12 protein-coding genes are annotated in these 12,593 nt (G+C 47.5%); 8 read left to right on the top strand and 4 right to left on the bottom strand.

The genetic code is table 11. From position 1 onward, the window contains the following. Window positions 1-272: 272 nt before the first annotated feature. Complete coding sequence (locus tag OTK50_RS09530) at window positions 273-494, top strand: DeoR family transcriptional regulator (protein WP_003152337.1); 222 nt, start codon at window positions 273-275, stop codon at window positions 492-494. Between the two features lie 127 nt (window positions 495-621). Here the strand turns inward: OTK50_RS09530 and OTK50_RS09535 are convergent, their stop codons facing one another. Both OTK50_RS09535 and OTK50_RS09540 read right to left on the bottom strand, forming a co-directional pair. Continuing rightward, entirely contained in the window at window positions 622-1,341 is a 720-nt protein-coding gene (locus tag OTK50_RS09535; protein ID WP_224223739.1) for a pseudouridine synthase, read from the bottom strand. Between the two features lie 55 nt (window positions 1,342-1,396). Next, entirely contained in the window at window positions 1,397-3,034 is a 1,638-nt protein-coding gene (locus OTK50_RS09540; protein WP_003152313.1) for a putative polysaccharide biosynthesis protein, read from the bottom strand. A gap of 206 nt (window positions 3,035-3,240) precedes the next feature. On the opposite strand from OTK50_RS09540, the gene OTK50_RS09545 reads away from it, so the two are divergent. Both OTK50_RS09545 and opuD read left to right on the top strand, forming a co-directional pair. Then, window positions 3,241-4,506 (top strand): NAD(P)/FAD-dependent oxidoreductase, encoded by a 1,266-nt coding sequence (locus OTK50_RS09545; RefSeq protein ID WP_101670318.1) that lies wholly within the window; start codon window positions 3,241-3,243, stop codon window positions 4,504-4,506. A 179-nt stretch (window positions 4,507-4,685) separates the two neighbouring features. Then, a complete protein-coding gene (gene opuD, locus OTK50_RS09550) occupies window positions 4,686-6,221 on the top strand; it encodes a glycine betaine transporter OpuD (RefSeq protein ID WP_007613202.1) in 1,536 nt (511 codons plus the stop codon). A 35-nt stretch (window positions 6,222-6,256) separates the two neighbouring features. Here opuD and OTK50_RS09555 read toward each other — a convergent pair whose 3' ends face one another. Beyond that, window positions 6,257-6,439, bottom strand: coding sequence for a sporulation protein Cse60 (locus OTK50_RS09555; RefSeq protein ID WP_003152309.1), 183 nt, complete (start codon window positions 6,437-6,439; stop codon window positions 6,257-6,259). A 201-nt stretch (window positions 6,440-6,640) separates the two neighbouring features. Here OTK50_RS09555 and OTK50_RS09560 point away from each other — a divergent pair, with 201 nt between their 5' ends. Genes OTK50_RS09560 through melA form a run of 5 tightly spaced genes read left to right on the top strand, consistent with a single transcriptional unit; the run spans window position 6,641 to window position 12,035 of the window. Continuing rightward, complete coding sequence (locus tag OTK50_RS09560) at window positions 6,641-7,666, top strand: LacI family DNA-binding transcriptional regulator (protein WP_130570685.1); 1,026 nt, start codon at window positions 6,641-6,643, stop codon at window positions 7,664-7,666. 41 nt (window positions 7,667-7,707) lie between these two features. Then, window positions 7,708-8,985: an ABC transporter substrate-binding protein gene (locus tag OTK50_RS09565; RefSeq protein WP_082998857.1), complete on the top strand. Its 1,278-nt coding sequence runs from the start codon at window positions 7,708-7,710 to the stop codon at window positions 8,983-8,985. Then, the gene (locus OTK50_RS09570; protein WP_224223740.1) at window positions 8,982-9,896 is read left to right on the top strand and encodes a carbohydrate ABC transporter permease; all 915 of its coding nucleotides are present in this window, start codon (window positions 8,982-8,984) and stop codon (window positions 9,894-9,896) included. Before OTK50_RS09565 ends, OTK50_RS09570 begins: the two co-directional genes overlap by 4 nt. Then, a complete protein-coding gene (locus OTK50_RS09575) occupies window positions 9,893-10,714 on the top strand; it encodes a carbohydrate ABC transporter permease (protein WP_224223741.1) in 822 nt (273 codons plus the stop codon). Before OTK50_RS09570 ends, OTK50_RS09575 begins: the two co-directional genes overlap by 4 nt. A gap of 22 nt (window positions 10,715-10,736) precedes the next feature. Beyond that, a complete protein-coding gene (gene melA, locus OTK50_RS09580; protein WP_224223742.1) occupies window positions 10,737-12,035 on the top strand; it encodes an alpha-galactosidase MelA in 1,299 nt (432 codons plus the stop codon). A gap of 35 nt (window positions 12,036-12,070) precedes the next feature. Here the strand turns inward: melA and OTK50_RS09585 are convergent, their stop codons facing one another. Beyond that, window positions 12,071-12,547: a GNAT family N-acetyltransferase gene (locus OTK50_RS09585; RefSeq protein ID WP_130571245.1), complete on the bottom strand. Its 477-nt coding sequence runs from the start codon at window positions 12,545-12,547 to the stop codon at window positions 12,071-12,073. Between the last annotated feature and the right edge of the window lie 46 nt (window positions 12,548-12,593).

Below are 12,593 nucleotides of genomic sequence, written 5' to 3' on the forward strand. Positions count from 1 at the left end.
CTCCCCCGTTTTCATACGGACATGTATAAAAAAAGTTTCAGTTTCCATAATAATAAAAGCGGACCGGGCATAGTAATGCACCAAGGCGGCACCCATTTGGAAAAAATTATCTGCGCTTATTCCTAGATTCATGTTGTCCATATCGTGTATAATGGAGGCAGTTAAAAGAGAAAAAACAGAATGTCATCCTTTGTTGCTTATTCGTACGAAGTTTTAGAGTCGAAAGTTGTGGTATATCAAGTCCATCCGATCTTATGATAGGGAGTGGTTTTTTGAAACCTTCAACAAATCGTATGCTGACTCGGATTAAATCAGTTTACATGTTCATCCAGGAAAAAGGTCTTGTGACAACACAGGAACTGGTTGATGAATTCGGCATTACACCTAGAACCATTCAGCGAGACTTAAATGTGTTAGCATACAATGATCTTGTTCATAGTCCTAGCCGAGGCAAGTGGGAGACAACACGAAAAAAAGTGAAAATTACATCTTAAGCGAACAATTACATAAGGCCCTTTTCGGCCTGACATGCTGCAAGGCAAAGCAGCGTCTTTGCCTTGTTTTTTGTTCCTCTATATAAAAAGCCCAAAACAAATCTGTTTTGGGCTTTTCTGATATCGATTACACTTCAGCGCCTCTCAGCGTTTCGAGCTCCTCTTCAGTCAGCTCGCGGAATTCTCCCGGTTTAAGATCCGGGTCAAGAGAAACAGCCCCCATCGAAAGCCGCTTCAAATAAGCCACTTCATTTCCGACAGCCTTTGCCATCAGCTTCACCTGATGATATTTGCCTTCTGTAATGGTCAAGTGAATCACCGTTTCATCCGGGCTTTCTGTAATGATTTCAACGGCTGCCGGCTTCGTCTTATAGCCTCCTTCAATGACGACGCCTCTTTCCAGATGAACGATGTCTTCCGGTGACAGAGGTGAAGTTAACCCGACCTCATATGTTTTGGGCACATGCTTTTTCGGAGAAAGCAGGCGATGAGCGAGCTGCCCGTCATTGGTCAGAAGCAAAAAGCCTTCCGTATCCTTATCAAGACGTCCCGCCGGAAACGGTTCAAAACGCTGTTCTTCAGGCGTCAGCAGATCAACCACCGTTTGCTGGCGGCTGTCTTCTGTAGCGGACAGCACTCCTTGCGGCTTATTCATCATGACATAAATAAATTCACGATAGTCTGCCGGCTCTCCGTATACCGTGATGTCCTGTTTTTCCGGATCGACATGGGTTTTCACATCTTTCGCCGGCTCTCCGTCAATCATGACAGCCCCAGCCTTGACGATTTTTTTCACATCTTTTCTTGAGCCGAATCCGCTGTTGGCAAGCAGCTTATCAAGTCTCATCCTGATCCTCTCCTTTAAAAAGAAAAGCCCGCGATAAGCGGACTATTCATTATTCTTAATGGGCGGAATGCCTGCCTCTCCTCAAAACGCGGGGCAGACGGTTTCCAAACATTTTCTGTAAAAATCCGATTCGGTACGCGGCAAACATGTACACCGCACCGCCGACAGCGGCGCAGACAAAGACGACAATCGCCGCATGCACCTGGCCGCTTTGGTATGTTACAAAGAAACTGAGCAGCCATTGAGTCAGCTTGACCGCGACTCCCATCACGACGGACAGGACTGCGATTAAAATAACCCGTTTTATAAGTACCGTATACGAATAGCCCGCATGGCGCTTAATCATAATAAAACCGTACAGAAGAGAAGCGATATAACCGAGCGCCGTTGCCAAGATGGCACCGTCTCCCTGAAACAGCTTGATCAGCGGCACGTTCAGCACCACTTTTATAATGACGCCGATAAAAAGGCTCACGACAGCAAATTTCTGCTTATTAATCCCTTGCAGGATCGCGGCGTTTACGGTAAACAGAGAAAACAGAATCGCGACAGGCGCGTACCAGAACAATATATCCTGTCCGATATCCGGGCGAAGACTTTCAGAGCCGTAGAAGAACGTATAGGCCGGACCCGATAACACGGACATCCCGACAACAGCGGGAATAACCAAAAACAGAATGATTTGCATCGTCTGGTTAATCTGCTGGTTCAAAAGCTTATAATTCCTGCTCGTAAACGATTCAGTAATCGTCGGAATCAGCGTCAGACCGAAAGCGGTCGCCAGAGAAACCGGGATCATCACAAGCTTCGGCACATAAAGGGTGACAATCGCAAGCATGTCCTGACTGATATCTTTATGACCCGCCGCAATCATCGCTTTATTAAACGTATTCGTATCGATATATGAATACAAAGGAATCGCCAGTCCGACAAATACGTAAGGAGCGGCATAACTGAAAAGCTCAATGAACATTTTTTTATAACTTAAGTTTGCAGACGGGACGAGATTCGGCTTCATCGCCAGAAGATCGCCCTTCCGCTTATTCCAGTAAATATAAAGGACGACAAGCCCTCCGAATGATCCGATCAGCGCCGCGAAAGTCGCGTATCCGACTGCGATGACAAGGCCGCCGTTGATCACTCTTAAAATCAAATACGTGGCGCCCAATAAAAAGATGATCCGGGCAAGCTGCTCCACAACCTGTGAAACGGCTGTCGGCCCCATCATCTGATGACCTTGGAAAAAACCGCGCACAAGACTCATAATCGGCACGACCAAAAGTGCCAGACTGACCATCCGGATGACATAAACGACGTGGTCAATCGTAAGTCCGTTGTTACTCGTGCCGCCGAGAGATGTTTCCGCAAAAAACGGCGCTGAAATATAAAGAATTGAAAAAGCGATCATCCCGGTTACGAGCATAACCGACATTCCCGCTCTCAGCATCCGCCTGCTCGTCTCATAGTCTCCCTTGGAATTATATTTCGAGACAAATTTTGAAACCGCGGCGGGAAATCCCATCGTGGCAATGTTTAAAAACAGTGTATATTGATTATATCCGTATTGAAACAAAGCTCCGCCCGTCGCTCCGACCATCGCTCCGAACGGGATCAGATAAATCATCCCTAAAATCCGCGATATATAGGTGCCGAGCGTCAGCACGAACGTGCCCCTTAACAATTTGCTTGACATGTTTCCTCATCACCATTTTCTACGAAGATTCAACTTTTCTATTTTAACACAACTGGGCAATTAGACGGTAATAATTACAGCGGGAAACTTTTTGGGAAAACTCTTTAAAAACAAAATACGTTTAAGGATTCCCTTTCTTTCGCTATAATAGCAGAAAGCGGACATTTCCGCCTATTATACGTGAAAAAGAAAGTTGTTGATGAAATATGAAACACTATGACGTGATTGTGATCGGCGGCGGCCCGTCCGGTTTAATGGCTGCGATTGCCGCAGGCGAAGAAGGGGCGGACGTATTATTAATCGATAAAGGAAACAAGCTGGGACGGAAGCTGGCGATTTCCGGCGGCGGGCGCTGCAACGTGACCAACCGCCTCCCCGTTGAAGAAATCATCAAACACATCCCCGGCAACGGCCGCTTTTTATACAGCGCGTTTTCCGAATTTAATAATGAAGATATTATCGCCTTTTTTGAAAAACTCGGCATTCAGCTGAAAGAAGAAGACCACGGGCGCATGTTCCCGGTGACGGACAAAGCGCAAAGCGTTGTCGATGCGCTTTTGAACCGATTAAAACAACTGAATGTCACCATCCGCACAAATGAAAAAATCAAAGAAGTGCGGTACGAGAACGGCAGGACAGCGGGTATTACGACAAACAATGACGAACACATTAACGCAGACGCCGTCATTATCGCGGTCGGCGGAAAATCAGTCCCGCATACCGGCAGCACCGGAGACGGCTATGCGTGGGCGGAAGCGGCCGGTCATACCGTGACCGAACTCTTTCCGACGGAAGTGCCGGTTACGTCGTCAGAACCGTTTATTAAACAAAAAACACTTCAGGGGCTGTCCCTTAGAAACGCGGCCGTCAGCGTCCTGAATAAAAAAGGCAAACCAATCGTCACACACGTGATGGACATGCTGTTTACCCATTTCGGCTTGTCAGGCCCCGCCATTCTCCGCTGCAGCCAGTTTGTCGTCAAAGAACTGAAAAAGCAGCCAGAGGTCAAACTCCGCATCGATCTGTTTCCCGGCATCAACGAGGAAGAGTTATTTCAAAAGATGCACAAGGAACTGAAAGACGCACCGAAAAAAGCGCTCAAAAACGCGCTGAAACCATGGATGCAGGAACGGTACCTGCTTTTTCTTCTGGAACGGAACGGTCTTGATCCGCAGACAAGCTTTACGGAATTGCCGAAGGATCAATTCAGGGCTTTTGTCAAAGACTGCAAACAATTTATGGTTGCCGCTGACGGAACGCTTTCTTTGGACAAAGCGTTTGTCACAGGCGGAGGTGTTTCCGTAAAAGAGATTGAGCCGAAACAAATGGCGTCAAAAAAAATGGAAGGCTTATATTTTTGCGGAGAAATACTCGATATTCACGGCTATACCGGGGGCTACAATATCACTTCAGCCTTTGTCACGGGGCGTCTCGCCGGTTTGAATGCAGGACGTTTCTCACGCTCGCTCTAAATGGTTTAAAGCGCACTTACCTGAGCGTCCCCGTTGATAATTGACCAAAAACATGATAGAGTTTTCTGCGTTTTGTTTCACCTGATTGAGGGAATAGGAAGAAAGGATTGATCTGCAATCGTACGACCATACTAAAACAAAATGGCGTATTGAAAAAAATAGTCAGAGGGTGAGAACGTTTGAAGAAGAACATCTCCAGTGTTTTTTGGATTGTGATTGTCATCACAGCCGCTGCGGTTTTATGGGGGGCCATTTCTCCTGACAGCCTGCAGCAAGTCACTGATACGGCACAAAAATTTATTACGGATTCTTTCGGCTGGTATTATCTGCTGGTCGTTTCTATATTTGTCGGTTTCTGTCTCTTTCTCATTGTGAGTCCGATCGGCACAATAAAACTCGGAAAACCCGGGGAAAAACCGGAATTCGGCTTATTATCATGGTTTGCCATGCTTTTCAGCGCAGGCATGGGAATCGGTTTGGTATTTTACGGGGCTGCGGAACCGATCAGCCATTACGCCATCAGCTCTCCCTCAGGTGAAACAGAAACGCCCCAAGCATTTCGTGATGCGCTCCGGTACACATTTTTCCACTGGGGGCTGCACGCTTGGGCCATCTATGCGGTTGTCGCTTTATGTATCGCATATTTTCAATTCAGAAAAGACGCGCCCGGTTTGATCAGCAGCACACTGACACCGCTTTTGGGCGATAAAGTAAACGGGCCGATCGGCAAAGCGATTGACTGTATCGCGGTGTTTGCGACCGTTGTCGGTGTGGCGACAAGCTTAGGGCTCGGAGCGACTCAGATCAACGGCGGTCTGCATTATTTATTCGGCATTCCGAAAACATTTTCCATTCAGCTGATCCTGATCGCTGTCGTGACCGTGTTATTTTTGATTTCTGCGTGGAGCGGAATCGGCAAAGGGATTAAATACTTAAGCAATACCAACATGGCGCTCGCGGCTATTTTAATGATCTTTATGCTCATTGCAGGCCCGACGGTGCTGATTATGAACTCATTTACCGATTCTATCGGCCAATACATCCAAAATATCGTGCAGATGAGCTTTCGCTTGTCTCCGAATGATCCCCAAAAACGCGAATGGATTAACAGCTGGACCATTTTCTATTGGGCCTGGTGGATATCCTGGTCGCCGTTTGTCGGCATTTTTATCGCCCGTGTATCAAGGGGCCGGACGATCCGGGAATTTTTAATCGGGGTGTTGGTGACACCTTGTATATTGGCTTTCTTATGGTTTGCGATCTTCGGTGTATCCGCGATGGATCTTCAGCAGAAAGGCGTATTCAATGTCGCAGGAATGTCAACGGATACGATGCTGTTCGGCGCACTCAGCCACTATCCGCTGACAATGGTAACATCCGTATTAACGCTTGTTCTGATCGCTGTATTCTTTATTACATCAGCGGATTCAGCGACATTTGTGCTTGGAATGCAAACGTCTTACGGCTCATTAGACCCGTCAAACCGGGTGAAAATCATCTGGGGCATCATCCAGTCCGCCGTGGCAGCGGTATTATTATATTCCGGCGGTCTGGCCGCACTGCAAAACACGGCCATTCTCGCCGCGGTTCCTTTTTCAGTCGTGATCCTTCTGATGATCGTGTCTCTGTACAAGTCATTAGCGAGCGAGAGAAAAGGAATCAAACAAGCGGAGAAATACCAAAAACCAAGAAGTCCCCGCGTCAAAAAAGCATAATGCACAAAGAAGCCCGGCATTTCGTCCGGGCTTTTTTATTTTCGGTATAAAATGAGAGCGGAAAAACAATAAAGCTGCTCACCTTCAGGATCACAGGCCGCCGCTACCGTATATTTAATATCAACGAGCTGTTCATCAGAAATCCCCTTTAAAAATGTATTGACTTCAGTCTGCAGATCCTTTTCATGCTCCTCATCAAAAACAGCTATCTTCAGCACATCACCCTCTCCTTTCTCTATCAATTTATTCCGGTTCAATTGAAATATGATAGAGAAAAACAGATTTTCTTTTTTACTGATTTTTTACTAAAAGTGACCAAAAATAGTTGTTGAAAACGCTTACTAACGTATGATAATATCACTTTAACAATAACCAGGTCATTTCTGTTTAGTAAATATTTAGTAAAAAGGAGATGCGAAATGGTCCGTCTCAAAGATATTGCCTTACAGGCATCTGTATCCAGCGCGACAGTATCGAGAATTTTGAATAAGGATGACTCTTTAGCCGTGACTGATGAAACAAGAGAAAAAGTTCTGAGGATCGCCGATGAGCTGGGCTATCAGCCGTCGGCAAAAAAACGGAAGAACCGCAGCCGCAGCGATTCAGCGCCCCTGATCGGCGTTGTCAGCTGCCTGTCACCCGAAGAAGAACGGCAGGATCCTTATTTTTCAGCGATCCGAAAAGGCATTGAGGAAGAATGCTTTCGGCAAAAAGTTTTTATCACATCTTCTATCCATCTCGGTTCTTTTCAAGAGCATATGTTTCACGAACTGGACGGCGTGATCATAATCGGCAGCCTGCAAGACGAGGTGCTTACGAATATCAGCGCCGCTTTCAGGCACGCGGTATTTGTTAACGGCACCCCCGATCCCGCCCGCTACGATTCCGTCAGCGTGGATTTTTATGCCGCAGCGCAAAAGGCGATAGAACATCTTCTGTCGCTCGGTTACCAGCGGCTCGGTTATATCGGCGGCCGGGAGCGGGAGCATACCGTCATAGACGGTGTAAACAGCAATAAAACGATTGAGGATAAGCGTCTGACCGCTTTCTTACAAATGGCCGGCGCCGAGCCGGAGCATGTACTGATCGGCGAATACAGTATGCACGAAGGGTTCCGGCTGATGAATGAAGCCATCAAAGGCGGAAGTCTCCCCGATGCCTTTTTTATCGCAAGTGATTCGATGGCTGTCGGCGCTTTAAAAGCCTTGCAGGAAGCCGGTCTTCAAGTCCCGCGCGATACGGCGGTTGTCAGCTTCAACGGAATTGATGAGGCAGAATACGCCAGCACGCCGTTATCAACGGTAAAAGTATACACGGAAGAGATGGGCCGGACGGGTGTCAAATTGCTTCTCGACCGTTTAAACGGCAGAACCGTCCCGCTGGCCGTGACGCTCCCCACTTCATTGATTGTCAGACAAAGCTGCGGCTCACAAGAAAGGAGGTGACGTGTCCCGCAGCGTTTATATCATATTTAAAGGAGGAAAAGATGAAACGCTTACTGGCTTTGTTTCTTTCTTTTACTTGCATGATCCTTCCCGGCTGCTCGGCAGAACAGAGCGGCGCCGGAGAAAAGCAGAAAACATTGACAGTCTATTCCACCATATCCTCAGACAGCGAACGCGCCGTATTCAGAAAGTTGGCTGATTCATTCCAAAAAGAACATCCGGACATTCAAGTAAACGTTCATTTCCCAGGCAATGACTACGAAAATATGATGAGAGTCAGAATGGCAGCCGGTGACATGCCCGACCTTTTCGACACACACGGCTGGGCCAAAATCCGCTACGGAGAATATACCGCCGACCTCAGCGGCATGTCTTGGACGAAGCGGCTCGATCCGAATTTAAACAGCATGCTCAAAGACGCCAAAGGCAGAATATACGCCTTCCCTCTGAATCAGGCAAAGGACGGACTGGCCTACAACCGCACACTGTTGGAAAAATACGGAATCAAACCGCCGGAAACAATGGATGATTTTATGAAGGCACTGCGACAGATTAAAGAAAAAAGCGGCGGAACAGTCACCCCCTTCTGGTTTGCCGGCTATGAGAAAAGCTCCTTTGCCCAATATTACGATCAATTCGCCGCACCGCTTCTCATCACAGATCCCGCACACCGTTACAAAAAACAACTGTTAAACGGAACCTTCCGCTGGACACACTTCACCTATTTATCTGACAAACTGAAAGAGATGCAAAAGGAAAACCTGCTCAATATAGATGCCGTGACGGCAAAACGGTCCCAGCTCATTGAACTGATGGCGCAAAACAAAATCGCCTTTACGCTGCAGGGCGGCACCCTCGGCCAAGACGTCGCTCAAATCAATCCGAAGGTAAAAGTCGGCATCATACCGACCCCGGCCGTCCACAAGGGAGACGCGCCGGTTTGGATCGGAGGCGAACGTTACACGCTGGCGGCATTCAAGGATTCCCCACGGCTTGAAGAAGCGAAACAGTTTATCGCATTTATGGCCCGCCCCGAGCATGCAAAATCAATTGCCGAAGCGACCTCGCTTCCGGCCGGATTAGTGAATGTGCAAACGGACATTTTCTACGCAAATGACTATAAGCGCTATCAGCATATTAAGGTGCAGCCTTATTTTGACCGCCTTTATTTGCCGAACGGAATGTGGGATGTGATGGGAACAGCCGGGCAGGAGCTGATGGCCGATATCTTAACCCCCGCTGAAATTTCAGCGAAACTCGGCAGGGAATATAAGCGGCTCCGGCTTCAATCTGATTCACAGGGAGCTGAAAAAGAATGAGTGATCTTGCAAGAGAAACCCAAGGATTTCAACATCAAAAGCCGGTAAAATCCGCGTCACTATGGTGGATGTACGTTCCCGCTCTTGCCACGGTATTTATTTTCATGATTTTTCCGTTTGTCAAAGGCGCTTTTATCACATTTACAAACTGGAACGGCTTCTCACAGACGTATCAATGGGTGGGAGTCACTCAATATAAAAGGCTTTTAACAGATCCGGACACGTGGCTTGTTGTGAAAAATACTTTGCTTTACGGAATCGGAAGCACTTTTTTTCAGAATATGCTCGGACTTTTATATGCGCTGCTTTTGAATCAGAGCTTAAAAATGAAGGCGCTCACAAGAACGATCGTCTACCTGCCCGTCATTATCAGTCCGCTGATAATGGGATACATTTGGTATTTTATTTTCTCATATGACGGGGGTGCGCTGAATGATGTACTTGGCGCACTGGGAATCGGTCCTGTCAACGCCTTGGCAAGCCCTGCGGCAAACCCGTGGATTATCGTGATGATTAACACGTATCAATACGCAGGCATTGCGATGATTGTATATTTGGCGGGGCTGCAAAGCATTCCGAAAGATTATTACGAGGCCGCAAAAATAGATGGCGCGGGAGGTCTTCAGCCGTTTTTCACCATCACCCTGCCTTTATTGATGCCGGCTGTCACCATCAACATGGTCATCAATATCATCGGCGGGCTGAAGCTGTTTGATGTCATTTTCGCGCTGACCGCAGGCGGGCCGGGCAATTCCTCTCAATCGATGTCGACGTTTATGTATGATTTATATTTTAAACGGCAGGATGCGGGATATGCCGCCGCCCAAGGCGTGTTTATGTCCGTTATTATTCTTGTCATCAGCTTTTCGGCTCTCAAGTATTTCAAGCGAAAGGAGACGGAAATGTCATGAAAACAGCCCGAAAGCGGATTTTTACGCTGTTGGCTGCCGTTATCTCGTGCGTTCATATTGTCCCCTTTTATATTTTGCTGACCACGTCATTAAAAGCAAAAGGAGACTACAGTTCAAAATGGTCGCTGCCATCCGCCTTTTCATTTCAGAATTTTCGTGAAGCATGGGAGCGTGCCTCTCTCGGGCAATCCTTTCTGAACACGATCATCATTACAGCCGTTTCCGCCGCTTTATTAATTTTCATGGGTTCGCTTGCCGCATACCCTCTCGCAAGAAGAAATACAAAGCTGAACAAAATCGTCTTCGGCCTTTTGATTTCAATCATGATCATCCCGCCTTTGACTTCCATGGTTCCTTTATACAAGATGGTCGCTGATGCGGGGCTGATCAATACGCATGCCGCAGCCATTCTCATAAATACGGCTGCATATATGCCGCTGACCGTTTTCTTATATTCAGGGTTTATCCGCTCTTCCATTCCGAAAGAGCTTGAGGAAGCCGCCAGGATGGACGGCGCGGGATTGATCAGGACTTTTTATACAATCGTGTTTCCTTTGTTGAAACCGATTACCGCAACGGTCTGCATTATTTCCTGCGTGTTTATCTGGAACGATTACCAATTTGCGATTTTCTTTTTACAAGATCAAAAGGTGCAGACATTGACCGTGGCCATGGCGGGATTCTTCGGCGAAAACGCGAACAATCTTCACTTAGTCGCCGCAGCCGCAATTATGGCGATGCTGCCGATGGTCGTTTTGTTTTTGGCGCTTCAAAAATATTTTATCTCAGGGCTGTCCTCCGGGGCGGTCAAAGGCTGAGAAGAAAAGGGAGGAATTTCTGTTGAAGAAAATTACGTTTATCGGAGCGGGGAGCACGATTTTCGCAAAAAATGTACTGGGGGACTGCTTACTGACTGAAGCATTAAACGGGTTTGAATTCGCGCTTTATGATATTGACGCTGTACGGCTGAAAGAATCCCAGCTCATGCTGGAAAACATGAGAGACCGCTACAATACGAGTATATCCATCATCTCCTACGATGACCGAAAACAGGCGCTGAAACACGCCGGCTATGTGATCAATGCCATTCAGGTCGGCGGCTATAAACCCGCGACGGTCATTGACTTTGACATCCCGAAGCGGTACGGTCTCCGCCAGACGATTGCCGATACCGTCGGAATAGGCGGCATTTTCCGTTCCCTTCGCACCATCCCCGTTTTATTTGACATCGCAAAAGACATGGAAGAGGTCTGCCCGGATGCGTGGCTGTTAAACTATACAAATCCGATGGCCTCTCTGACCGGAGCGATGCTCAGACATACAAATGTCAAAACGGTCGGCCTGTGCCACAGCGTCCAGGCATGTACCAAAGATCTGTTTGACTCACTCGGCATGGATCACGAAGGGACGGAAGAACGCATTGCCGGCATCAACCATATGGCTTGGCTTTTGGAGATTAAAAAAGACGGAATTGATTTATATCCTGAAATTAAAAGACGGGCACGCGAAAAACAAAAGACGAAACATAAGGACATGGTGCGGTTTGAGCTGATGGATAAATTCGGCTGCTACGTAACGGAATCATCTGAGCATAATGCCGAATATCATCCGTATTTTATAAAAAGCCGGTATCCGGAGCTGATAGATGAACTCCAAATCCCGCTTGATGAATATCCAAGGAGATGCGCGGAACAAATCAACAATTGGGAAACGATGAGAGACGGCATCATCAACAACCAAAACCTGACGCATGAACGCTCGAAAGAATACGGTTCGAGAATTATAGAAGCAATGGAGACGGGCCGTCCGTTCACATTCGGCGGCAATGTGCTGAATACCGGGCTGATACCGAATCTGCCGGCGAAAGCGGTCGTTGAAGTGCCTTGCACAGCCGTCAAAAACCACATTATGCCGTGCTATTCCGGCGAACTTCCGGAGCAGCTCGCGGCGCTCAACAGAACAAACATTAACACACAGCTTTTAACCATCGAAGCGGCCGTTACATTAAAAAAGGAAGCCGTATATCAGGCGGCCATGCTTGACCCGCATACAAGCGCCGAGCTTTCCATGAATGACATCATCTCTTTGTGCGACGACTTATTTGAAGCGCACAAAGACCTGCTTCCGGCTTATCACTGATCATTCGCGATCCGGTCCTGGGCGGGCCGGACGCTTTATATGTTCAGCACCAGTTTGACCGTCTGTAAAGTGTGTCCTTTAAAATCTTCTTCAAATTCACATACCCATTGAAACCCTTTCGCTTGATAAAAGGATAAGGCGATGCGGTTCTCTTTTTCTGCATGGACATAAAGCTTTTTTACCCCGCCGGACTGCCTGATGCATTCTTTAAGGAGTGCCGTGCCTATCCCGCTTCCCTGGCAATCCGGGTCAATATAGATGGCGGTCAGCTCCGCATTTCCGTCTTTTTGAACCGGGGTGGCATTTGCAAAACCGAGCACTCGCCCCTCTTCTTCTGCCACAAAGAACAGAGAATGCAAGAGCCGGCGTTCCATCATCTCATCCTGATAGGCGGATTCGAGAAACTGATCCTGAATGTGTCCGGGAATAATCCCTTCATACGTATGATGCCAGCTTCGTTCTGCGACTTGCCGGACCTGTTTGATATCGTTTGTTTTCATCGCGCGGATCATCGGTTTCACCTGATTCGCCTCCCGTTTTTTTATAAAAAAAGAAGAA

It is taken from the genome of Bacillus sp. NEAU-CP5 (genome assembly GCF_026420705.1).
Taxonomy (GTDB): Bacteria; Bacillota; Bacilli; order Bacillales; family Bacillaceae; genus Bacillus; species Bacillus velezensis.